The sequence below is a fragment of the Streptomyces sp. SAI-135 genome (assembly GCF_029893805.1).
GTDB lineage: Bacteria > Actinomycetota > Actinomycetes > Streptomycetales > Streptomycetaceae > Streptomyces.
Window position 1 is genome coordinate 9,151,773 of record NZ_JARXYP010000002.1, and the last position, 24,867, is coordinate 9,176,639.

Annotated in this window: 11 protein-coding genes; 7 read left to right on the forward strand and 4 right to left on the reverse strand. The window is 69.9% G+C overall.

Going from position 1 to position 24,867, the window contains the following annotated elements; all coding sequences use genetic code 11:
* Positions 1–67 precede the first annotated feature (67 nt).
* Positions 68–706 carry a hypothetical protein gene (locus tag M2163_RS45960; protein ID WP_280846884.1) on the reverse strand — a complete coding sequence of 213 codons (639 nt, stop codon included), beginning with the start codon at positions 704–706 and terminating at the stop codon, positions 68–70.
* A gap of 199 nt (positions 707–905) precedes the next feature.
* Here M2163_RS45960 and M2163_RS45965 point away from each other — a divergent pair, with 199 nt between their 5' ends.
* Genes M2163_RS45965 through eccCb form a run of 3 tightly spaced genes read left to right on the forward strand, consistent with a single transcriptional unit; the run spans position 906 to position 5,563 of the window.
* Positions 906–1,340, forward strand: a complete 435-nt coding sequence (locus tag M2163_RS45965; RefSeq protein ID WP_280846883.1) for a WXG100 family type VII secretion target — start codon at positions 906–908, stop codon at positions 1,338–1,340.
* A 55-nt stretch (positions 1,341–1,395) separates the two neighbouring features.
* Positions 1,396–2,070: a hypothetical protein gene (locus M2163_RS45970; RefSeq protein WP_280897136.1), complete on the forward strand. Its 675-nt coding sequence runs from the start codon at positions 1,396–1,398 to the stop codon at positions 2,068–2,070.
* Between the two features lie 19 nt (positions 2,071–2,089).
* Complete coding sequence (gene eccCb, locus M2163_RS45975) at positions 2,090–5,563, forward strand: type VII secretion protein EccCb (protein WP_280897431.1); 3,474 nt, start codon at positions 2,090–2,092, stop codon at positions 5,561–5,563.
* Here eccCb and M2163_RS45980 read toward each other — a convergent pair whose 3' ends face one another.
* Positions 5,564–6,259: a hypothetical protein gene (locus M2163_RS45980; protein WP_280897137.1), complete on the reverse strand. Its 696-nt coding sequence runs from the start codon at positions 6,257–6,259 to the stop codon at positions 5,564–5,566.
* A 2,961-nt stretch (positions 6,260–9,220) separates the two neighbouring features.
* On the opposite strand from M2163_RS45980, the gene M2163_RS45985 reads away from it, so the two are divergent.
* Positions 9,221–13,120, forward strand: a complete 3,900-nt coding sequence (locus tag M2163_RS45985) for a hypothetical protein (protein WP_280897138.1) — start codon at positions 9,221–9,223, stop codon at positions 13,118–13,120.
* 60 nt (positions 13,121–13,180) lie between these two features.
* On the forward strand, positions 13,181–20,368 hold the full coding sequence (locus tag M2163_RS45990; protein WP_280897139.1) for a hypothetical protein: 7,188 nt from the start codon (positions 13,181–13,183) through the stop codon (positions 20,366–20,368).
* Between the two features lie 558 nt (positions 20,369–20,926).
* Here the strand turns inward: M2163_RS45990 and M2163_RS45995 are convergent.
* Both M2163_RS45995 and M2163_RS46000 read right to left on the reverse strand, forming a co-directional pair.
* A complete protein-coding gene (locus tag M2163_RS45995) occupies positions 20,927–21,244 on the reverse strand; it encodes a hypothetical protein (protein ID WP_280897140.1) in 318 nt (105 codons plus the stop codon).
* A gap of 953 nt (positions 21,245–22,197) precedes the next feature.
* Positions 22,198–22,830, reverse strand: a complete 633-nt coding sequence (locus M2163_RS46000) for an NAD(P)H-dependent oxidoreductase (RefSeq protein ID WP_280897141.1) — start codon at positions 22,828–22,830, stop codon at positions 22,198–22,200.
* Positions 22,831–22,963: 133 nt separating this feature from the next.
* Between M2163_RS46000 and M2163_RS46005 the strand changes: the two genes are divergently transcribed.
* Positions 22,964–23,572 (forward strand): TetR/AcrR family transcriptional regulator, encoded by a 609-nt coding sequence (locus M2163_RS46005; RefSeq protein WP_280897142.1) that lies wholly within the window; start codon positions 22,964–22,966, stop codon positions 23,570–23,572.
* A gap of 327 nt (positions 23,573–23,899) precedes the next feature.
* Positions 23,900–24,739 carry a helix-turn-helix transcriptional regulator gene (locus M2163_RS46010; RefSeq protein ID WP_280846875.1) on the forward strand — a complete coding sequence of 280 codons (840 nt, stop codon included), beginning with the start codon at positions 23,900–23,902 and terminating at the stop codon, positions 24,737–24,739.
* Positions 24,740–24,867: the final 128 nt, after the last annotated feature.

Sequence of the window (24,867 nt, forward strand, 5' to 3'; positions counted from 1 at the left end):
CCGGCGTGGCACGGCGCACGACCGCCCCGTTCAGCACCTGCAGAACGGGGCGGCACAGCTCGCCGGTTCAGGCCCTTGGCGGCGGAGCCGGAAAGCGGGACTTGCGGTCGGCCTCCGCGTAGACCTGTCCCGAGTGGTTGAGCAGCGCGATGTACTCGCCCAATTTCTCGATTGTGGCGCCGACTTCGAGCAGCGCGCGCTCCATGGCCGGGTTCATCTCGGCCGCGAACGTCTCGCCGGTCTTGGCGAACGGGTTGGCAACGGACTTGCCCTGCAGCGGGTCGTATGCCATCGAGTTGCTGTTGTCTCCCCTTCTCTCATACGCGTCCTTGGCGCCCTGGCCGAAGACGGTGTCCTTGACGGCTGCGACCAGGGCGCGGACCTCCTCGTACTTGTCCACCGCGCCGCGTGCCTCGGTGAGCATCGACTGCTCCGCGGTGCGCAGCGCGCCGAGGTCGATCCTGAGATCCCCGGCGGGTTCGGTGATCTCCTCCGACGGGGGTCCGTCCCCGCTCTCCGTCAGGTCCGTCGGGTCGATGTTGAAGGAGGGCGGCACGGCCCAGACGACCTCTGTATCCGGTACCAGGTGGCTGAGGTCCTTGCCGTTGTCCTCCGAGGGATCGGCGACTCCGTCGCCGTCCTCGTCCACTGTCTCGGGGTCGGGCAGCGGTGTTTCGTCGTACTTCGAGTCGATCGGTTCGGTCACGGTGTCTCCTTGGTCTCTGCCGCGTCGACTTCCCGGCCCGGTGTGCGGGCGACGCGGCATGCCGGGCGGCCCTGAAGAGCCGATGCCATGCTAACCGCTTATGCGATGAATTATCAGCGCAAGTTCCTTTTGTACCTATTGAGTTGTATTACTCCATATCTCCGCGAACATCGGATTGTGACCCGAGGAAGGTGTGTCAATGGCTGACAGCGAAACCGCCGACTACGACCTCTCCGTCATCGACGTGTCCCCGGTCGGACTGAACGTCACGTCCAGGGCACTGGTCGAACTCTCCAGTTCCGTCGCAGATCGCATCAGCACCATTTACACCACCCTGAACGGGCTGCGCGTGGCGTGGCAGGGTCAGGCCGCCTCGGACGCCGAGGAGGTGCAGAACGAGTGGACGCGGGTCATGACCGAGCTGTTCGGCACCGAGGAGGACCCGTCCCGGGGGGTCCTGCCCGCGCTGGCGGACGGCGTCGGCATGGCCTGGGGCAACTTCAGCGTGGCCGAACAGGGTGTCACCAAGATCTTCACCGAGTTCCTCACCAACCTGACCGCGACGGGCGGCGGTGACCCGGAGGAGGTCACCGACACCAACCGGACAGCGGTCACCATGACCTTCCCCTACTGAGCACCGCCTCCTCCCCCCCGTGTCCCACACCCCGACAGGCAGCTAGGCAGTCACCGTGAGTCGAATACCGTTCCACCGCCCCGTCCGGATGGCACCCCCACCGGTGCCGGAGGGCATGACGAAACTGGCCTCACCGCCCCAGCGGCCCCAGCCGCAGGGCGCGGCCGGATGGCTGATGCTGCTCCTGCCGCTGCTGTCCAGCGTGAGCATGGCCGCGTACATGGTGGCCTACGGCAGGGCATGGATGATCCTGCTGGGATTCGCCTTCGTCGTGGTGTCCGTGGGCATCACCATCGGTGTGCGGATGCAGCTGCGGAGCAGTCGGCGCCGCAACCAGTTCCGGCAGCGGGAGCGGTACCTGGAGTACCTGGCCGGTGTACGCAAGCGGGCTCAGCTGAGCAGGGTCGGCCAGCAGGCCGCCGACGCCTGGCGGCATCCGCACCCCGACCGACTGTGGGCGATCGCCACCCGGCGGCGCCGGGTGTGGGAACGCCGCCCCGGTGACACCGACTTCCTCCAGTTGCGGGTCGGCACCGGCACGGTGCCGCTGGCCGACGTGCTGCGCATCCCGGAGCAAAGCGATCCGACCATCGAGGTCGACATCCAGTGCCAGCACGCCGCCGCCGAACTCGTCGAGGCATACAGCACGGTGGACGGTCAGGCCGCGTGGCTGGACCTGCGGTCGTCCGGCGTGGTCAGTCTGCTGGGGGCCGCGCCCGCGCACCCGTGAGCTGGCCCAGGCCCTGCTGCTGCAGCTCTCGGTACTCCACGCCCCCGACGACGTGCGGGTCGCGGTCGTCACCGGCGGCAACTCCGCCTGGGACTGGGCGAAGTGGCTACCGCACACCCAGGACCCCGACCCGCGGGCACAGATCCGCGAGCAGGAGGTCGTCCCTCTGCTCGCCGACAACCTCGCCGGAATCCACGATCAACTGCGTGCCGCCTTCGACGAAGCAGTCGCGGCCCGCGCCGAACGCAACGGCCGTCTCATCACCCAGCGTGACAGCGGCCCCCGCCGCCACCTGGTCGTCATCCTGGACGACTACGAGCCCGGAGCCTCCTGGGCCCGTTCCGCGCTCCTGGCCGACCTGTTCACCGAGGCGGGACCCGACCTGGGGGTGCACGTGGTGTGCCTCGTGGAGGAGGAAGCATCCGAACCGGGCCGGGTCGACGTCCGCGCCCGCACGGACGCACGCGGTGGACTCGTCCTGGAAGGACGCATGCCGGGCCTGTACGCGGCGATCGAGAACGGTGCCGCCGACGAGCCGGCGCCCGCCGTCCTGACGGCCACCGCACGTGCGCTGGCGCCACTGAGGCTGTCCGGCGAACGCGAACAGGTCCTCGCCGAGGACGTCTCCCTCTCGGGGATGCTCGGTTTCGCGGACATGGCGGCCTTCGACCCGGCCGCAGGGCGGCGCAAGCCCGACGCGAAGGACCTGCTCAGCGTCCCCATCGGAGTGACCGGCACCGGCGAACCGCTGCACCTCGACCTCAAGGAGTCGGCGCAGGGCGGCATCGGCCCGCACGGCCTGGTTGTCGGTGCCACCGGGTCCGGCAAGAGCGAGCTGCTGCGCACCCTCGTCACCGGCATGGCCATGGTGCACGCGCCGGAGCACCTGGCCTTCGTCCTCGTCGACTTCAAGGGCGGCGCCACCTTCGCGGGCGTCACCGAACTTCCACACGTGTCCGGTCTGATCACCAACCTCGCCGACGACCTCGCGCTGGTGGACCGAATGCGCAAGGCCCTGCAGGGCGAACAACAGCGCCGGCAGCGCATGCTGCGGGATGCCGGGAACGTCGACTCCGTGCGCGAGTACCAGCTCCGTCAGGCCGCCGGCGGCACCGACATCAACGGCAAACCGCTCGACCCCCTGCCCTACCTGTTCATCATCGTCGACGAGTTCGGCGAACTCCTCTCCCAACGGCCGGACTTCATCGACCTGTTCGTCCAGATCGGCCGGGTCGGGCGCTCCCTCGGCATGCACCTGCTGCTCGCCACCCAGCGGCTTGAGGAAGGCAGGCTGCGCGGCCTGGAGTCCCACCTGTCCTACCGGATCTGCCTACGGACCTTCAGCGCCGCCGAGTCCCGTGCCGTCCTCGGAACCCCCGACGCCTACACCCTGCCCGCCATCCCGGGCTCCGCCTATCTGAAGGTCGACGAGTCGATCTACGAGCGCTTCCGCGTCGCACACGTGTCGGCGCCCTACCGCGAACAGGACTCCGACACCGCCGCCGCGGCCGCCGAACCAGTTCCCTTCGCCGTGCACGGAGACCTGGCCCCGCTCGCACCCGAGGAGAACGAGGCGACCCGCCGGGAATGGACCCCGCACGGAGGCGCGACCGAACTACAGATCGCAGTCGAGCGCCTCGTGAACAAGGACGTCCCGGGCCACCAGGTGTGGCTGCCCCCACTGCCCGCGCACTTCGCCCTCAGCTCGCTGCTCGGCGAGCCGGAGGTCGACCCGGAGCTGGGCCTGCGCTGCCCCCTGTGGCCCTACACGGGCCGGCTCGTGTTCCCGATCGGCGTGATCGACGTGCCCTCGCGCCAGGAACAGATCCCCCTTACAGCGGATCTGCCGGGACGCCAAGGACATATCGCGCTGGTGGGCGCCCCGCAGAGCGGCAAGTCGACCTTCCTGCGCACCGCGATGCTCAGCGCCATGCTCACCCACACCCCCGAAGAACTGCAGTTCTACGCCATCGATATGGGCGGCGGATCGCTGCACGGACTGAGCGACGCACCCCATGTCGCCGGCATCGCGGGCCGCCGCGACGAGGAGCGGGTGCGCAGGGTGCTGGCCGAGGTCGGAAGCCTGGTCACCGCACGCGAGCGGATGTTCCGAGACCTGCACATCCAGTCCGCGGCCGAACTGCGCAGCCGCCGCTCCGAAGGCGACCTGCCCGAGGGCGTGCGGGCCGCGGACATCGTGCTGGTCGTCGACAACTGGGCCGCTCTGCACACCTCCGACGACAGCGCCGTCACCACCCTCACCGACATCGCCGTCCGCGGCCTCGGTGTCGGAGTCCACCTGTGGCTGACCGCCAACCGATGGGCGGAAATCCGCGTCGGCCTGCGCGACAACATCCCGGGCCGCCTCGAACTGTGGCTCAACGACCCCTCCGAGTCCGAGATCAGCCGCCCCGCCGCCCGTGCCCTGGGCCAGAGCGTTCCCGGCAGAGGGCTAGCCTCACCCGGACTCACCCACCACATCGCCCTGCCCCGGCTGGACGGCGTGGACAGCATGGACGGGATCACCGACGCCGAACGCCGGCTGGTGTCCAGGATCGCAGAAAGCTGGCCGCGGGCCGCGGCCCCGGCGCTGCGCGTACTGCCCGACCGGATCACCGTCCGCGAGTTGTCCGCGGCCGGGGCGCCGACGCCCGCCGAACGCTGGGAGAGCCACGGCGCGGCCCTCGGCGAACGCGAGATGCCCGTCGCGCTGCGCGAGGCCGACCTGGCCCCCGTCGGACTCGATCTGACCTCGAACGACCCGCACTTCGCAGTCTTCGGCGACTCGGGATCCGGCAAGACCACGTTCCTGCGCGCCTGGATGCGCGGTCTTGCCGCCCGCCACACCCCCCACGAGCTACGGTTCATGATCGTCGACTACCGGCACAGTCTGCTGGGCGTGGTGGCCGACGAGTACATCGGCGCCCGCGGCGGCAACTCCGACCTGGTCGCCGGACAGGTCGCGGCCCTCGCCGAAACCCTGCGCTCCCGGATGCCTCCGGCCGACATCACCCCCACCCAGCTCGCCGAGCGCGGCTGGTGGGAAGGCCCCGAACTGTACGTCGTGGTGGACGACTACGACCTGGCGGCGGGCAGCATGGGACGCGGCCCGCTGGCTCCGCTGGCCGAGTTCATCCAGCAGGCGGACGAGCTGGGCTTCCATCTCGTACTGGCCCGGCGGGTCGGAGGCGCCGCCAGGGCCCTGCTGTCGGACCCGCTGCTGAGCAAGCTCAAGGAGATGGGCTCCGGTGGCCTGCTGCTGTCCGGCGACCACCGCGAAGGGGTCCTCATCAACGAGCAGCGCGCGCACCGCCGTCAGCCCGGCCGCGGAACGCTGGTCCGTCGGGGCCACGAGCCCACCCTCGTCCAGGTCGCCATGGACGAGCGGGACGTGCCGGCCGAGGAGTCGGCAGCGCCGTCCAGCACCGATGCCGGCGAAACCCGCGCCGAGGATCCGCCCACGACGCGAGCGCAGCCCGTAGTGCGGACCTAGCTACCGCCACCGACCACCCGGTACAGCACCAGTCAGGCGACCGTCGAACACATCACGCCCAGGGAGGGCGGCCCCACCATGGAAGACGCGGATTCCGTACTCGGCGACATCAAGGTCGAGGAGATGTACGCCCTGGGCAACGCCTGGATCCAGCTCGGTGACGCTCTTCACGAGCGCCGAGTCGCCGTCAACGGCCACGTGGACGGGATCGGCATGACCGGGGCGGCGGGAGCTGAGGCTCGCCGGGCATGGGAGGAAGGGCTCGGCCTGACCTTCGACGCCGCCGCCGAGAAGGCGTGGACGATCGGGCAGACGATCAACCGCTACGCCGACGAGTTGCACAAGGCGGCCGAGGAGTACGCGGAGCAGCTCAACGCCGCCATGTGGGCGGACATCCTGGGCACCATCTTCGGGCTCGTCCTCATCGGCCTCGGGCCGATCCTCGCACGGGTGATGGCGATCGTCGGTTCGCTGCTGGCCAGGCTCATCCCCATCGTGACCGCGATCGGGAGCCGGCTCGGCACCGTGGGGGGCGCCATCGCCGGTGCCGCCGGAGGCGCCGTCGTCGGAGCCGGGGCCGAGGTGGGCTTCGACCTCGGTCTCGGCGCGCTGGGCGCCGAGCTCGCGGGTGCCGACTTCGACGTGACCTGGACCGTGGCCATCAGCGCGATCGTCGGGGCGGGCCTCGGCGCGCACGGCGGCGGCATGATGGGCTGGCACTACGGCGGTGCGGGGCGCTCCTTCGTCCCCAAGCCCACCCCTGGTGGCGACGCCCCGGCGTCCACGCCCCCCGGTGTCACCCCGTCCAGCGCCAAACCCATGCCGGGTGGTGGCGACGGGACGGTTCCGCCTCTGTCCCGGACGCCAGACGGCGGCCTCTCCCTGCCCACCCCTGACGGCCTGGGCAGGGGAGACGGCTCGCTGGCTCCCCCTCCGCCCGGCGGCAGGGACGGCGTCTCCATCAACCACCCCACCAACAGCGGTCCAGGCAACCGACGTTCGGGCGACCTCGGGATGCCCGCCCGGGAGACGAACCCCGGCAGTTCCTCATCGCTGCCCCCCACGCCGGTCCCCGCGCAGGGGAAGGTGCCAAGGAACGGTTCCCCCACTCCGGCCCCCAAGCCCGAGATCACCCCGGACGGCGGTCGGCCGGCTCCCGGTGCCCCCACGCCGAAGCCGGTGGATGGGCGTCCGGCTGGGTCTGTGGATAGCGAGCCTTCGAACGTGACGGTCAACGTGCGTCCTGACGGTTCCCCGGTCGTCCCGGGGGTGCGTTCTGGCGGTCAGACTCACGAGGAAGGCGGCCGAGCCAGGTCCGACAACCGCCCGCCCGGCACGCCCGTCGGCCCCCGCCGGTATGACAACTCGGTTGATTACCTGGGCGGTCCGCAGAACAACCCGTACGGGACACAGGGAAACAGGCCGGGTTTGGTGGGGGAGTCGTCCAGGTCTGGTGGTTCGGGTGGTTCGGATCCGATGGCTGGTCCGGGGCGTCGGTTGGGGGATGGTGAGCGGGTTGAGCTGCCGGTTGGGGGGTCGGGTTCCGGGCCGGGTTTGGTGGGGGAGTCGTCCAGGTCTGGTGGTTCGGGTGGTTCGGATCCGATGGCTGGTCCGGGGCGTCGGTTGGGGGATGGTCAGCGGGTTGAGCTGCCGGTTGGGGGGTCGGGTTCCGGGCCGGGTTTGGTGGGGGAGTCGTCCAGGTCTGGTGGTTCGGGTGGTTCGGATCCGATGGCTGGTCCGGGGCGTCGGTTGGGGGATGGTGAGCGGGTTGAGCTGCCGGTTGGGGGGTCGGGTTCCGGGCCGGGTTTGGTGGGGGAGTCGTCCAGGTCTGGTGGTTCGGGTGGTTCGGATCCGATGGCTGGTCCGGGGCGTCGGTTGGGGGATGGTCTGCGGGTTGAGCTGCCGGTTGGGGGGTCGGATTCCGGGCCGGGTTTGGTGGGGGAGTCGTCCAGGTCTGGTGGTCCGGGTGGTTCGGATCCGGTCGTCAACCCGCGCCGAGAGTCGGATAGAGGACAGGGTCCTGGTAATGGCCGCATCGGCGGCCTGAAGGACATTGCGGATGAGCCGCCTGCCGGCGCCTCGGGAACGGGTGGGAAGTCGTCGGGGGGTTCGCGTCTTGGTTATGACCGACCCGCTGGGATCTCTGACCTTCCCGGTAGGTCGCCCGACGCTGACACGGGTTCGGGTGCCGGCGGCGACAACCTTCGCACCAACCGCGGCAATAGCAGTACCACGCAGGTCGAGACACCGTCCGTGGCCGATCGTCCTGGAGGTGGCAGGGGCGGCGCCGCCGCCCGGATCGGCACTCGACCTGGCGCGGAGGACGGCCGTTCGTCCTCGCTCACCAAGGAGCAGCCCTTGGAGACGACAAGGCCGAAGTCGGAGCAGGGAACGGAGGAGTCCACGTCGACCCCCACTTCACTGCGGCCGGACGAAGCGCCTGAGACCGCGTTGCCGGAGGCCAAGTCCGCCACGTCTACGGCGTCTGGGTCGGAGGTGGCGCCACCCAGGACCGCGGTGTCGGAGCCCGGGTCGACGCAGCGGATGAGCGGCTCGCAGGACAGCACGCATCACACGCGCGCCGAGTTCGACGGTGCTCCGTCGCGTGGGGCCGGGGATGGCTCCAAGTCTGGTGCGAGGTCGGCGAGCCCGTCCGTTTCGGACGGCCAGCGGTCGGGTGCCGGCGGGGGCAACCTGCGCGCCGACACCGGCACTGACAGTGTCATTCACACCACGGCACATTCTGCGGGCGACCAACCCTCCGGCCAGAGGAGCGCCCGGTCCGGCGGAGATGATGCCCGTCCGTCGTCGTCCCCCATCTCGCAGTCTTCCGGGAACCGTTCCAGGAACCTCAGCCCCGACGAATCGGGGCAGGGTCCGGCCAGCCGTGAGGAAGGGCGCGACTTGTCCACGGCTGAGGCCAGGAAGCTGGATGTCCAGCTCGGGGATGCTCTCCGTGATGACGGCTCCGCCACCGCCCAGCGACCCGCCTCGGACCGGCCCGTCGCGGAACCCGTCGTCTCATCGGGGCACCGCGGCTCCGGCAATACGGCCGGGGACACCGGCCGTCTGTCCTCGCCCGACAAGGCGCGACCTTCTGAGAAGGCCGCTGACTCGAAGGCCGAGCCGACGCGGCCGTCGTCGACAGACGACACCGTCACCCACTCGGCCGGCATATCGGACGGTGACCGGCTCGGCGCGCCCGCGGCGGGGAACGGCCCCGTCAGGGACGCTGGGGACCGCACCCCCGTACGTACCCCGGGGCAGACGGACCACATCGTGCCCACCTCCGCTCCATCAGACGACATGCTTGTGTCTCCCGTAGCAGCCACGACGCCGGACAGCGGCACGGCCGGCCCGATTGCCCCGCCGACAGTGGAGGACTCCACCTCGTCCGAGCCGGTCGACACGCCGCCTCGCGCAGCGGAGCCCGGCACCGGCGCGGAGCGGGCCGGGCGTATGAGGGGACACCAGGAGGGCGACGAGGTTCCGGCCCCCCGCCGGGACACAGACACGGCGCCCACCACGGGCATCGCTCCTATGCCGGACACTCCGTCCCCCAGTCACCGTCACCCGGGCAGGGCGCGTTTCGATATCGCTGCCGCCCGGGCGCGGCTCGCGGATCCGGGTGTGTCACCGGAGCGCCGGGAGGAGTCGATGCTCTGGGCCGCAAGTGCGGTCCTGGAGCGCATTCGGCACGTCGCCCCGGATGAGAACCCCTTGGGTGTCGTGTCGCGGCCCGAAGACGTCGTGCAACTCGTCGCCGCAGAGCACCTGCGCGCCGGGCACCTGCCGGCGACGGCCTTGCTGGGCTCCCTCGTCAGGGGACCCGAGGCCGCCGCACAGCCCGCAGTGCAGACGCAGCCCCGCCCGGTACCCGAGGCCGCCGACGGGCGGTCGCAACCGGACCCCGAGCAACTGCCGACTTCGCCGGTGCCGGGCGGGAGGGGTGCCGCCACCGCGGCGCCTGAGGTCGTTCCGCCCGCGGGGAGCATCGTCACTACGGTGCCCACATCCCGGGCAGAGTCGACCGCGATCGGCTCCGCCTCGGGTCCGGTGGCCACGTCCGGTGCGGAGACCGTCCTGCCCGGGTCCTCGAAAGAGTCTCCGCAATCCTCCTCGTCCCCGGTGCCGGGCTTGGCTGGGGAAGGGGAAGACCGGCTGAAGCCGGAGTCCGAAGAGCAGGACGTTCTCTTCGCGCCACCGGCTCGTGGGGTGGGGCTGGATCCGATTCGTGACTGGTCGGAAATCTCGGCGAGTGGTGGGTCGCGTCGTTCTTCCGCGTTGCGTGCCATTGACCGGGCGGTGGAGCGGTTGCCGCGCAATCCGGGGCTTGAGGATTTGCGGCGTGTGCTCGTCAGCGTGACGGAGTGGCAGAGTGACAAGGGGCCGGAGAGCAGGCGGTGGGGTGCTGTTTCACGTCTGGAAGCGGCGGTCCGCGCCAGGATGGATCAATTTGCTCCTCCGCGTGTTTCCATTCGTGACAGGGTGGAGCAGCAGCAGCGTTCTGGGCGTGACAGGGGAGAGCAGCGTTCTGGGCGCGAACAGCGGGAGCCGCAGCGTGTTTCCGTCCGTGACAGGGTGGAGCAGCGTGTTTCCGGGAGTACTCCTGTGCGTGGGGGCCATTCCGCGCAGCCTGGGCCTTCTTCGCGGCGAGGCGAGCCGTATGTCGTAGCGCCGATGGTCCCTGCCGCTCAGGGTGCGGTCGAGGTGGAGGGGTTCGGCCCGGCCAGTGGGTTCGAGGCCGAGCTGCACCGGTACCGGGTGGAGTTGCCTCGTGACGCGGAGGTCGAGGAGTTCGGCGACATCGTGGAGTTGCCCGGGCTTCTGGCGATCACGTTGGACAGGGCTGGGGGAGTGCCGGTCCTTGAGATCGTCACGGAGCCGGCTCGTGGTCTGGCGCGAGGGCGGTCGGATGGCCGGGCCGAGCGGGCCGATGTGCTGGCGGCCTTCCACGACGTGATGTCCCGGCTCCGGTACGCGAGGCCGGGAGCGAGAATCGGGCAGATCTTCCCCGAATCGGCTGGATATGTGGTGGATCCTCTCGCGGAGGATCTGCCGGTCAGGAACAACGACGCCGGATACGCGACGCTGGTGCATCACACGGCGACGGCTCCGGCCTCGGGACTTGTGGCGTTCATCGAACACGTCAGGGGCCGTATGCGGCGTGAGTCCCCACCCGTGCAGATCGCTCACACGGATGCGGGCACCGGCCTTGCATTCGGTGCCTGGGCCCGTCAGGACTTCGCACGCTGGCTCAGCCAATATCCGGACTGGGCCGATGCCGTGAACCCGTGGGACGCCGCCGAACTGGAAGGTGCGGCCGCGCTCGGGTTCACCCAGGTCGCCGCCACTGTGCGCGGAACAACGCTCCAGACAGTGCGACCGAAGGACCTCACAGCGGTGGCCTCCCGCGATTCGCTCGCGGCCCTGCGGAGCAGCCTTGGTGAGGGGCCGCGCACATATCTTGAGCATCAGGCGCGGCGTATCCGCGCCCGCTTCGCCGAGGCCGTCGGCCGGGACGTCAGCGACCTGGCACTGACCATGTCACGCGGCCCGGTGCGCGCGACGGCCGGCCAGTACCTCGACAACCTGCTCCTGTCCAGTCCGGAACGCGTCGTGAGCCAGTACGAGGCACTGGGAATCCGTACCCACTTCCCCACACTGGATGCCAACCCCGACCGCCGGGGCCGGGCGCTCATCGTTCCTGCCGTCGTCAGGATGGAGGCCCGGAGCTACGCGTCAATAGAGCAGACTCCGCAGACCATCGAGCGCGACAGCGACACCCTGGCGGGCCTCTCCATCAACCTCTACAACAGGGCGAGGCGGGATCGTGGACTGCCGCCGGTCGGCCGGCCCCTCGCTCCTGCCCAGTCCGACTACCTGTTCGCGCCGCCCGCCACGACGGCCCCGTCAGTACGACCCGCCGACAGCACGGTGCCGGCGGAACTCGCCCCTGCCCCTGCCCTCTCACCTGCTCCTCTTCCGCCGGCTCTCGCGGAGACGGCGGCCGGGCTCGTCGCGATGGACGCCGACGCGCGGGCGCGGGAGCTGGTGTCGCTGACGTGGCGGGACCGGGAGTCATTGGCTGCTGACCGGGCGTTCGTGGAGCAGTTGCGTGCCGGCTTGTCCGTGGAGGAGTTCACGGCGGTGGCGGCGCGGCTGCTGGTCGTCGTTCCTGACGGTGTGGAACAGCCCGAGGCCGCCCGGGCGGAGGCGGAGGAACTGGTCGCGGGCATGCTCGCCGATCCGCAGATCGCGGTGGCGTTGCTGACCGAGGGCCGTCGCCTTGTCGTGGTGCCCCGGAACCGGCCGATGACCTCGCTTGAGGAGTTCGCCGGGCTAAGGGGTCGTCACCAGCCCGGAGAAGGCCGGTCGTTGGACGTCGCACGGGGACTCTTCGACCGTCGCCGTGGTCTGGTCGGCGTGGGTGAGGAGAACCTGCTGGGTGAGAGCACCGACGTACTCGGTGACGACTTCTACGACGACGGGTACTCCCTTGTCCGTCATGAGTGGGCGCACGCGATCGAGTCCGTGCTGAGCGCCGAGGACCGCCAGTTGATCCGCGACGTGTACGAGGCGAAGGTTGCCGCCGACCCGCCCGCTCAATGGCCGGACGAGTACGCGTCCAGCAGCGCGCACGAGTATTTCGCGCAGCTCAGCAATGCCTATCTCGGTGCGAACACCGGCAAGGACTCCAACTCGCGGCGCCGTCCCCGCAACAACGGATCTGACTGGGTGGAGCAGCACGATCCCGCGCTGCTGCCGCTGCTGCGGAGGCTCTACGGAACTGGCCGGCCCTCGAACCTCGGCAGCAGGGACAACCCCTACGTCCTCACGGGCTTCCGCCAATTGTGGGACCGAGCCGAGGGCGCGCTGACGGGACAGGCCCTGGAAGAGCCTGAAGCGGAGCCGCGGCCTACGTCACTGGCCCGCCAGGCTGCCTACGAGCGTGAGCGTGGTGAGTCCCCGGCTGGTGAGCCGATTCTGTTCGCTCCTCCGTCGGGTGATTCCAGGTCGCGGTCCGAGCGGCGATCGCCGGGGCCCACGCTGATCACGTTCGATGCTGCGGGTGAGGCCGAGGAGATGCACTGGTCTCAGGTCGAGGGGGCGTCGTGGTATCGGCAGCTGCCGTCGGTTCAGCGTCGGCGGTTGCGTGGGACGGAGGACTACACGCCGTTCAACGACGCGCTGGACAGGATGCGTAACACGGTCGTGGCTGCCGTGGACGGCGGGGCGGGCCGGGAAGACGTCAGGCTTCTCACCGGGCTGTATGGAATGCGGGGCAACCTCAGTGCTTTCGATCCAGTGATGCAAACCCCGTTCCAGCAAAGCGTGCAGAGGCGGACGGGGTCGCGCGAGTTGTCGTTGGTGCGAGGCTCGATCACCCGCTTCGGCCGGCATGTGGCATACACGGATGTGATCGTTCCGCATCCTGGTCCGTGGGCGCAGGATGCCACGTCTCAGGGCCTGGCGGCCTCGCTTGAGCGTGTGCTGGGTGAGCACAGCACGGCGACGATCATCACGGACAACGAGATGAGGGACAACAGCCAGTAGGAAGCGCTGCGGCGCAATATCGAAGCGATCAATGAGCGGAACGCGGGCAGGCACGGATACGTGCCGCTCGTCGTGGAGGTGTCCCCGCTGACCCCCTGGTACGACGAGCGCCAGGGTGGGTGGGTGACCACGGTGTGGGATGTGCCGATGCGGCTGCGCCATCAGTCCCCCTTCGCCCAGGTGACCGTTACCCGCGGCACGGCGGCATCGGCCGGTCCCTCCACCGGGCCGGGCGAGTCCTGGGAGTCGCCTGACGTCTTCTTCGCGCCACCGGCCCGTGGGGCGGGGCAGACCGAGGCGACGACGCGCTCCGCAGCCGTCGAGGCGCAGGCTCCCGCCACCGGGCGGGGACCCCTTTCCCAGGAGGAGCGACTGGCCGAGCGGGGGCTGACGCCGGTGTACGTCCAGCCGGGCGGGGACGTGCTGGCGCACGCGCTGACCGCCGTCGCGCCGGGCGAGAGTGGCCGACTGGCGGGGCACAGCCGGCCCGCCGGCCCGGAGGAGCTGCGGGCCGCGCTTGCCGACGCGCTCGCCGCCGACCTGGTACTGCCGCCGGGCGAACAGCGGCTGTGGTCCGCGGTGGCAGGACAGTCAGGGCCCTCGGGAGCTCCGCTCGTGACCGCTTTCGGCGGTTCCGCGGACGAGGCCGTTCGTGCTCTGCGGACCGGGTCAGACCCTGAGGCCACCGACTGGCTCACCCTGGCCGTGGCCGCGCCCGTCCTGGGGCTGCGTCTGGCCGTGCTGATGCCGGACGGCTCCTTTTGGACGACCGGCCCGGAGACCGGCCGGTCGGCCGCCCTTCTCCAGCAGGAGAATCCCGAGCCGTACACCGGGCGATGGGCGGCCACCGAGCCCACCGAGCAGGCACGGCGGGCTCGACGGCCCGATGTGTCGCAGCTCGCCGGTACCTCGGGTTACAGCTGGGGCGTCACGTCCGCTGACAGCGGTACGCATCCCGGCACCCCCACGCGTACCGCTGCGACGGCATCGTCCTCGACGGCGTTGGCAGACGCGGGCGCCCGCACCGCAGGGAGTCCGGCTAGGACCATTTCCGGCGACTCGGCGCGCCCCGCCGTGTTCTTCGGCTCCGAACCGCGACCGAGCACGCCGGATTCCAAGCGTGCCGGTACCTCCTCCGGTACGTCGGTCACGCGGACACCTCCTGCCCAGGTCGCGGAGATAGGCGAAGTCTCCGCCCCGGTCGCTGAGAGCGCCCTGACGCCCTCTCCGGCTGAGGAGAGCGCCACACACCCGCGAACAGCCCGGGACACGAGGGACGACCAGGACACGGACGTGGTGACATTGGAACCCGACGCCGTGCCGCCGCGGACCGAAGCGGTTCCGGCGATTGTGGTGACCTCTCCTGAGGGGGAGGTGTCCCCGCCGAACGCCCATCGAGATCCCGATCCGGCACCCACCGGGGCCGCGCCTTCCACACCGGTTACCGAGACGCGTGATCCCTCTCCGTGGTACCTCGCCCATGGCGCGATGGGCCAGGCCATCGTGGCCACTTCCACCGAGGCCATCGACTTCCGGCGGGAGCAGGCGGATTTCTGGGGGGAGCAGATCAGTTCACGCCTGGACCTGACCGGTCCCGGTTCGCACATCGCGCTGCGTTCGGGCATCAGGAGTGCGATCAGCGCTCTGCTGCTCACGTCCAAGCCGAAGGAGTGGGACGACATCCTCGCGGCCGGGCGCACGCTTGCCGTGGACGGTCGGCTGGTGTGGTTGCGCCCGGTGATGCGGGATCTGAGGGAGGTGCCCCGGACCAAGGGGGAGGTCAACGAGTACCCGGTCGGCTTCGCTTCCACCGCCACGGGAGGCCGGACCGGACACGAGGTCACCCAAGGAATAGAGTCGACCCTGCTCACCCTCGTCAACCTGGGGACAAGCGTTGTCGCGTCCGCGGCCGCGGTATCCGTTCCCCAGTTGTACGTGGGCTCTTCCAAGTCCGAGGACAGCGGCTGGGCGCGTACCGTGCTGGCCGGCCGCAAGCCGTTCATCAACGACCTCACCCGCTTCAGCGCCGGTCTCCGGATGAAGGTGTTCGTCGACGGTGCGGACGCCACTCCCACCGTTTTCCATCAGGTCACCGTGCCGGACCGGATCCATGTCGACATTCCCACCGTCTATACCGGCGAGGAGGGGCACCGACCCGACTCCCGTGCCCCTGAGGCCGAACGCCCTCGATTCCAGCGGGTTTCCCGCCCCTCCCAGGCCCGTGAGCTGCTGCAAGCGATCGACCTGACGCCCGTCATCGCCGGGCTGCACCGGAACATGCGTGCCGCCGGGCTGCCGGCCTCGGCCGTCAAGAAGATCCTGGCGCAGGCGAAGATGGACCGGGCTCAGGGGTTCCTGACCGAGTCGACGGCCCGCAGTCGCTATCCGTGGTGGGCCGGTGGTGACTCCTCCAACGGCATCGAGGTCTCCGGGTCCTTGTTCGGGAAGTTCCGGGGGCACCTGAGGATCCGCAGGGAGATCGACAGCCTCCAGTATCTCGGGGACAGCAAGGTCGGTACCCGCGACGACATCGGTGTGGGGGAGGGCAGCACCCGCGACAGCAAGGGGGGTTCGGACGCGGGATTCGGCTTCGGTTACAACACCGCCGGAGTCGGCGCGAACGGGGGACCTTCCCCCCACTCCGAGAACGAGCTGCCCGCCCAACTGTCGGGCCTGGTCCCGGCGTTTGCCGTCAAGGCCGGGGTGAACCGCGGAGTCGGCCATTCGCTGGACTCCTCGCACACGAGCCATACGGTGCTCAATGACTTCGCGAGGCAGTCTCGCTACCGGGCCGGGCTGCGCCTGGAAGTGACCTTGGAATCCAGCACGCACAGGATCGCCCCGGTGCAGGTCACCACTGAGGGCGAACTCAGTGTCCCGCGGCGCGAAGCGGCGCACTTCGTGCGGCGTACCGTCGGCTCGGGGTGGACCGCCGATCTGCGGCCAGCGGCCGGCGGCCCGGATGCTCCACGGCACCGCGTGTTCGCCCTCCCCCCGTTGAGGAGGGTGTCAAGGCTGCCGGAGACCAGGCCGCGGTTCCGGTTCCGGATGGACGTGGAGCGTGCCCAGGGGTGGCTCACCCCTCACCCGCGGGAGCCACTCGCTCCCGCCTCCCGCCGTGGCCTCGGTTTCGGCGTGCCGAACGCTCTGCCGGGCGCCGAGACCCTCCAGCAGGACCTGCGGGATGCCATCGAGCGACTGCACGTCCTGGACGTCGGTGCCGAAGAGGCGAAGAAGAGCGCCTGGGCCCAGGCCGACCGGGACCTGGCGGCCTTCTACGGCCGCCCAGCCCTCGAAGGGGATCTGGCCCAGGCGCTCCTCGGGATCCACCGCACCGTCCAGGTCGGCGGACGCCGCTACAAGGTCTCCGCGAAGGCGAGGTGGGGCAACCGGATCGAGGGGCCCAGCCCGCTGGCCGACCCCGTCACCGAGGGCAGCCACCCGGAGGGTGACTTCTCCATGAAGGTCAACACTCGGGCCGCGACCAGGGCCGCCACGGCCGGTGAGCGCGGCAAGGGCTGGAGGGTGGCTGCCACCTTCGGTGGTGGAGCCCGTCTGGCCATCCCCGAGTACGAGCTCTCGCTCGGGAAACTGCACTTCACCACCCCGCCCATGCGCATGCAGTTCGGTGCTGTGCGAGGGATCGTCAGCACCTCCAGGGAGAACAGCCGCAAGTACGGCGGCTCGGTCGGCAGTTACCGCCGGACCGAGACCGGTAAGCAGGTCGACGAGCACCGCTATCTGATGGCCGTGAACTGGACGGTCACACCCGAGAAGAAGAGCCGGTTCAAGCCGAGCCGGCTCAACAAGCGCCGTTTCCTGAGCGGGCGCAACCCCTTCGTCGCCCGGGTCGTCGTCCCACACGAGCACGTGCCCGCCACGCCGGTCACGCCGGAGCAGGCACAGGCGGCCGGTCACACGCTCGTGGCAATGGTGCCGACCGAGATCGGCCGGCGGCTGGACTTCACCGGCGGGGCCCAGGGGATCTACCCCGTCTTCCACCTCATGCCCGAGTTGGCCCAGCTCGGCGCCCGTATGTACGCCGAGCGGCTGTACGCCGGGGAGCGGAACCCCGCCGAGCGGCAGAGCCTGATCGACGCCTGGCTCGACAACCCCGCGGACTGGCCGCAGGAAATCCGCGACCTGGCCCATCCCACGGTCCTTGCCTCTCACTTCGGCGAGGAGGTCGGTCAGGGCGGATACGAGAAGGAACTGCCGGCGGACGGCAAGTACAAGCAGGCGCTGCGCCTGCGCCTCCTCGTGGACAACGTCAGCGACCTCGGAGCCGACACGGACACAGAGGTCGAGCAGTACCTCAAGGGCAACGCCGCCTATGAATCCGAGCAGGAGAGCGAGTGGAGCGCGGGCGTGACGGGCACCCTCGGCCCCCAGCTGCGGTTCGGCTCCGACGCGCAAGACGGTGACCACCCCGCCGGCCCCGGGGGCCGGCTGACCGTCGTCGGTCAGGCCTCGGCCGCCTGGAACCGGGGCAAGGGGGCGGCCGAGAGCGACGGCCGGATCGATATCACCCGGACCACCTACGGGGGTTCCGTGCACACGCTGCGTACCGACCCGGTCTTCGAACTGACCTACGTCCGCTGGCGCGGCGACGAGCTCACCGAGACCACCCGGTATCTGCGTGCAACCGAGGCCCTGGATCTACTCGTCCCCGAGCGACGAATGTCCGACATCCTTCCTTCCGCGACCGGCACGGCCGCCGGATCGGAGCCGCAGCAGACCCCGGCGACGGACCCGACCGCTGAGCCGGACCAGGCTCCGGTGGCCGAGGCACCCCGGACCTATCTCGATACCGGTCTGCTCTCCGGGATCGCGCACCCCGAAGTCCTGCGGGTCGACGTCCTGAAGACGATCAACGACCGGCTGCGTGCCAGGGGCATCGTCCGTGCCGAGGGCGAGGGGGCCACGGGGCCTCGTCCCAACCTGCTTCAGCGGTCGCTGAAAGCGGTCTACTCCGCCGAGGCGTTGCAGAGCGAATGGCACGCGCTGACCACTGAGGGTGTTCTGCGCTGGTTCCCCGTGCCCGGTCCGTGGGGCGTCACCCGCTACCTGTGGGTGAACGTCACGGCGATCAGGCTCGACCGCCCCCATGGGCAGCGCCCCCGCGACGAGATCAAGCTCACACTGCGCGGCGAGGCGGTCGACGAGGAGTCCCAGAGCCGCGATTCCGGCTGGGAGCACGAGATCGGTGTCGATGTCCGGGCCCGTGCTGGAGACGAGAAGGGGCACGGCGGGTTCGAGACCGAAGTCGAGTATTCCGCGTCCAAGGGCACGAAGGACGAGGAGGCAGAAAAGAGGGTCGGAATCTACCGGGCCACCGCCCAGGACCCCTCCGAGGAGTTCGAACACGGCATCACCTTCCGCGTCGAGATGGGTACGACCACCGAACTGCCGGAGGTGCTCACCACACCCGCACGGGGTGCGCTGTCCGTGGCCCGCCTGTTCTCCCGGCCGGAAGGGGTTAAGAACACCCCGTCGGTCTTCACCTGGCACGAGTCCGGGGACGGCCCGGACCAGCTCGTCGACGGCGACGTGCGGCTGCTCGTCCCCCGTCACCTCACCGCCGAGGCCGGCAGCCCGCAGCAGTGGCCGTACGGCCTCACCGTGCCACGTGAGACCCAGGTCAGCTGGCTGTGGCACAGCTCGCAGAACCCGCCGGCCCCCGCGCTGCCGGACGCGTTGGTCGACAACCTCCATCCGTGGACGGTGCCCGCCGCCGGATCGATCGGGCGCTGGGCCAAGCTGACCGCGGTACGCCACCGCACCGTGCCCTCCCCGCAGGTGGGCACGGTGCCGGAGATAGCAGGCCTGGACCTCACGACCACCGAGGGATTGCATTACCGCCACCGCACCACGGCCACGGTGATGCGCCCGCGCATCAGGGAACTGCTGAAGCACGCGTACGCGGTCCCGCTCGGCGACCAGACAGCCATCGTGGGCTTGGAACTGGACGGCGCAGAGATCCTGGGCCCCCCCGAAGGCGTACTGCTCAAGCAGCGCAGGTACCACCAGGCCGACGAGGAACCCACGCACGAGACCCATCGGGACAGCGGCTGGCGGATCGCGGCCGGTCCAGACGCCGGCGGTCCGGTCAACGATCAGAAAATGCTCGAACGCCTGCCGGTCGACATGAAGAACTGGGAGGACAGCGAGAGCCGAAGCGCCGCCCTGGGCGATACCGACGAGCGCAACGCGGAAGGCAAGCGTCCCTACCGGTCCTACCGCTTCGACGTCACCGCCGTGGTCAGCGGGCCGCACGGAAGCATACGGATCAAGGTGCCGGGCGGTCTCTACGGGGCGCTACCGGTGGACAAGAACACCGGCAGGCTGGTCGACGGCCTGGAAGACGACGCCACCCTGGGCCCCCTCCTCCGCCCGGCACCGCCGGCCACCGAAACGGCCACGGAGACGGCCGGTCAGGAGGGCATGTACTCCCCGCCGGACACGATGCCAGCGCAGCCCGCTGCCGCAAGTGAGGCCCGGGAGCCGGGGGAGGAGATGCCCTCCTCCCCCGAGCAGCCTGCTCCCTCGCAGGAAGCGCAGTTGGCCTTGCGAGGTCTGGAACCGGTGTACGTCCTCGCCACGGGAGATGAACTGGCACACGCGCTGACCGCCGTCGCGCCGGGCGAGAGCGGTCAACTAGCAGGGCACAGCCGGCCCGCCGGGCCGGAAGAGCTGCGGAACGCACTGGCGGACGCGTTCGCCGCCGATCTACGCAGGCCGCCGGAAGAGCGCCGGTTGTGGCCAGCCGTCGCCGACCTGACCGGGCCGGAGGGGACGGCGCCGCCGCTCGCCTCCAGTGGCTCGGAGGAAGACATCGTCCACGCCCTGCGAACTGGATCCGGGTCCCGTGCCTCGGACTGGCTGACGCTCGCGGTCGCGGCACACGTCCTGGGGCTGCGCCTGACCGTGCTGAGGACGGACGGCACCCCCTGGGCGGCCGGACCCGACGACGGCCGTCCGGTCGTTCTCCTCCAACAGGAGGACCCCGGTCCCTACACCGCCCGGTGGGCGGCGACCGAACCCGCCGCAGCGGCGCGACAGGCCCGGCAGCCCAGCCCGAGGCGGACCGATGAGAGCTCGGACGGGGGGTGGGGCACCATGCCTTCCGCCCTTCCTCCGCCCCTGGCGGCGCCGCCGGCCGGCCTCGGCACGTCGGACGCACCGTTCACGGCGCGGCCCGAAGTGTTCTTCGGCTCCGACCCGCGGCCGGCCCCACCAGCTCCGTGACCCGGCCCGTAACCTGCGAGTGCCTCCGCGGTCACCCCGGCCGCGGAGGCAGCGGCCGCTCCCGGTCTGGAGACGAGTGCGCCTCTGGCAAAGTCGACTCCGCACCGGCGGAGACTTTGCCTGTCCCCGCTGGGGAGAGAGCACCGAACCCGCGCGAAAGCGGCCCGTCCGGGAGAACCGGGGACCAGCAGCGGGCGCGTCGGAAACGGCTGGGGACCTCAGGCCGGGTCCGTACGAACTACAGCAAGTGCAAATGAGACGGTAGTTCTGTCGGCCCGCCCTGCTCGCGCCCGACCTCGGCGCCATCGGCTCGGCCACCGACGGCCGGCTGATAATCGGTATGGGTGCGGGGTACAGCGGAGTCCAGCCCGGCCGCAAGTGCGGGAGGGGGTCCGGCCGAAGCGGACGGTGTCCACGCCCAGTCGCTGACATCCCCGCAACCTGTGACGGAGTATCACGAGCGCACGGTGACACAGCCCCGCTTCACGAAAATCGGGCCGGGGCCACTTTTGCGAGCAGGCCGACAGGTGCCCCACCACCACAGCCAGACCGGCTTGTTCACCCCACCGGACGGCAGTTCACCCGGTCCCATTCCCGCGCGGTCGCCTTGCCGTAGAGGCGCGTATCGGTGATCGCCACGGCCCGCTCGGCGCCCCAGGGGGAAGGATTCGGACGAACTCGCCACCGTGCTGGGGTGGTGGGCCGCCCAAGGGCCAGGGCGAACTCTCTGCGGGAGGGAGCCGGACGCCGCATCACCCGGTCCGAGCGGGGCCGGCCGAGGACCTCGAGGGGCAGGCCGACCAGCAGATGGGCGATGCGAGGCCGGGCCGCGTGCTGATGGGCGCAACAGACCAGGGAGTCGACAGGCAGATCCAAGACGATCGCGCCCTTCGCATCGGCCAGGGGCGGGAGCCCGGTGGGGGTCCGCTGCCAGGTGTCGTGCCGTTGCCACCGGCGGGAACAAGTCGTGGAGCCGGTTCCACGACCCATATTCGACGGGGGATGTCACGTCATGGAACTCCGGGCATGACCCGGAACCCGTCGATCAGCTTGCGTCGTGGCCAGACGGGCGGCCGGTCCTGGCACCCTTCGGCAACAACGGCTCCAGCACCGCCCACTACTTGTCGGTGAGATCCCCCCGACCCATGAACCGCGATCATTCACAGCTCAAGATCCACTTTCGGTACACGAGCAGGGACCTGACGAGCCGCGACAGCGTATCCGTGCCCACGGTGAGGCCGACCGCGGCCGCCAAGCGGGTGCCCGGTCGGCCACGGTCAGCCCGATGTGCGTCAACACCCCGTGCAGCATGGATGCCCCGCCACCGTACGGCGTGGTCAGTCGCGCAATCCGCTCGGCGAACGTCACCGCCGAGCAGGCGGGTTTCTCACACAGCGGAAGCGGCGTATGCACAACTCGATCACGACACTGAGCCCACCCATAGCGACGTCACGCAGTTGTCGGACGTACCGGCCGTGCACCTGCGCCGAGCCTTGGCCGCAACGGCTGGCCGCTGTCGCCGCTCGCGCTCGCATCCTCAGTACTATCTTGTCCGGCCGCCGCTGGACCTTCTCGATCACCAGCTCGGACAGGTGCGGAAACAGCTCCTGGGCATATCGCGCGAGTGCGCGACGCATGATCGCGAGCAGCTGACACGCCCCGCGGGGGCGTCTGGATCACGAGATCGTAGACGGTACCGCCAACACCTTCGGACTCGTGATCCGCTTCGAACCCGTGCCTGCCGCTTGACCAGCCCGCTTACCGGGTCTTTCGTGTCAGGGCCGGAAAACCCCGTACGCCGACACCAGTGGTGTGCCAGCCCAAGGCCGTCACCGCCCGGCCAGCAGTCGGCCCGCCTCGCGGGCGGCTGAGAGAGCGTCGGAGCGCTGCTGCTGGGCGAACTCTCGCAGCTCTTCCATGCCGGGAGTGGTCTCAGCGAGGGTGAGTTCGCGCTTGATGATCGTGAGATCGGCTCCCCACATGTCGTCGAGGACCCGCTCCAGATACGGGGTGGAGTGGTCCCAGCCTTCGCGCGGAGTGCCTGGACCGTAGCCGCCGCCCATCACAGTCACCAGCACGGTGGGGGTGCCTTTCAGCAGCGGGGTGGTGGGTCCGGCGGCCGAAATGACGAGGTCCACCCAGGTCTTGAAGTGCTGGGAGATGCCGTAGTTGTACAGCGGCACGGCCAGGATTGCGGCATCTGCCCCCTGCACTTCTTCGGCCAGGGTCGAGGCCAGGGCCAGCGCTTCGCGTTGGGCCGGTGTGCGATCCGTCTCGGGCGTGAAGCCGGCCACCGTGGCAAGGGCCCAGGCGTCAGTCGGCAGGGAGTCGGTGCCGAGGCGGCGCCGGGTGACTGTGCCGTCGGGGTGGGCCGCGGTCCACTCGGCCTGGGCGATGTCGGCTATCTCGGCACTGGCGGAGGCGCCGGGAAGGATGCTGGCGTCGAGTCGGAACAAGTTCATGGATGGCCATCTCTCTGACGGGCTGGTGGCGTGCATGCGGACGCGACGTCTGGAGGGTCCCAGCGATGTCGCGCTCCCATGAAGCTTAAACGGACTTCACCCCGCTTGATAGGGCTGCTTGTAGATTGGACTCGTGAACCCTCCAGTGGTGCCCCTCGGTAAGCCGCGCGCAGAGCGCGCCGATGCGGTGCGCAACCGTGACCATCTGCTTCGGACCGCCCGCCAGATGATCGAGGAACACGGTGTACAGAAGGTCACGATGGACGGCCTGGCCGAGCGCGCCGGCCTCGGCAAGGGCACCGTCTTCCGTCGCTTCGGGACACGGGCAGGTATCTTCCAGGCACTGCTGGACGCGGACGAGCGGCAGTTCCAGGAGCGAGTGCTGTCTGGACCGCCGCCGCTGGGGCCCGGAGCCGATCCCGTGGACCGCCTTGTCGCCTATGGCCGCGCCCGTGTGGCCTTCCTCGTGGACCACCATGCGATCGCACGAGCCGCTCTCGACCGCAACGAGCCCGCCCTGGTCGGCGACCCATCGCTGACTCAGCTCCACGTCGGGATGCTGCTGCGCCAATGTGCGCCGATGCCGAACCTGGAGGGCGTGGTGATCCAGCTCACGGCGGCCTTGGAAGGGCCCCTCCTGCTGGTCTGGTCGCGTCCGGTGCCCGATGCCGGGACAGCATCGCAGACCAAGGACTTCCTCGGTGACGCCTGGCAGACGCTGATCGAACGCCTCGTGCGCTGATGGCCCGCGGCGCGGGGCATCGGCCTCACGCCCCTGGCTGCCTGCTCCGTTGTTCCGTCCGCCGTGCCGCACCCGTAATGCCGCCGAACGCATGCGGAAGTTCCCCCAAGAGGTCACACAGGCACGCTTTCCCGAAAGCTGACGTGGGCCGGTGGCCCGCAAGGTGCGCCGGCAACGCCGACTCCGCCCCGACAGCCCGTCGGCGGTGCCCCGAGCGGCGACGCGCGCCCTAAGGGGGGATCGACAAGCCGTGGATACGCGCATGCATGGGCGATAGAAGTGAAACAGCACGGAGAAACGAGGCAGAACTCTCAGAAGGGGAGCGTCATGATCGATCGCGCAGGGCTGGCGGGCTTTCTCCGCAACCGTCGTGAGGCGCTACAGCCGGAGGACGTCGGAATGCCTCGGGGGCAGCGGCGCAGAACCAGCGGGCTACGGCGGGAGGAGGTGGCGACGCTGTGCAACATGTCGGCCGATTATTACTCCCGTCTGGAGCGCGAGCGTGGTCCGCAGCCGTCACTGCAGATGCTCGCGGCGATCGCCCAGGGATTCCACCTGTCCATAGACGAGCGTGACCATCTGTTCCGGCTGGCCGGACACAATCCGCCGCCACGTGACAGCTCCAGTGAGCACATCAGCCCGGGGTTGCTGCGTGTTCTGGACCGGCTACAGGACACGCCTGCGGAGATCGTCACCGAACTCGGGGAGACCTTGCGGCAGACACCGATGGGCGTCGCCCTCACCGGCGACACTACGCAATACACGGGTCCTGCTCGCAGCAGTGGCTACCGGTGGTTCACCGACCCGAGTGCCCGGGACCTGTACGCTCCGGAGCAACACACGTTCATGACCCGGATGTACGCCGCAGGCCTGCGCGCTATCGTCGCCCTCCGCGGTCCCGACTCCCGAGCCGCATATCTGGCGGATCTGCTCCTGGACTCCAGCGCAGAGTTCCGGCGGGTGTGGGATGACCACGAAATTGGGATCCGCCCGCGCGAAGTCAAGCACTTCGTTCACCCCGAAGTCGGTGCCCTGGAGTTGAACTGCCAGCGCCTGATCGATCCGGACCAGGCCCACTCCCTGATGGTCTACACCGCCGTCCCCGGCACGGAGAGCTACGAGAAGCTGCAGGTCCTGTCCGTGATCGGCCCACAGAAACTGCACTGAACCAACGCCCCGAAGACCTACTTCGACCGTCCGAAGTTCCAGGGTCCGGCAGCAGGGCGGCGGCATAGTCGGCACGCCCCAACCCGGACTATGTCGGCCAGTGCAATGCCACGTGATCCTTCTTCCGG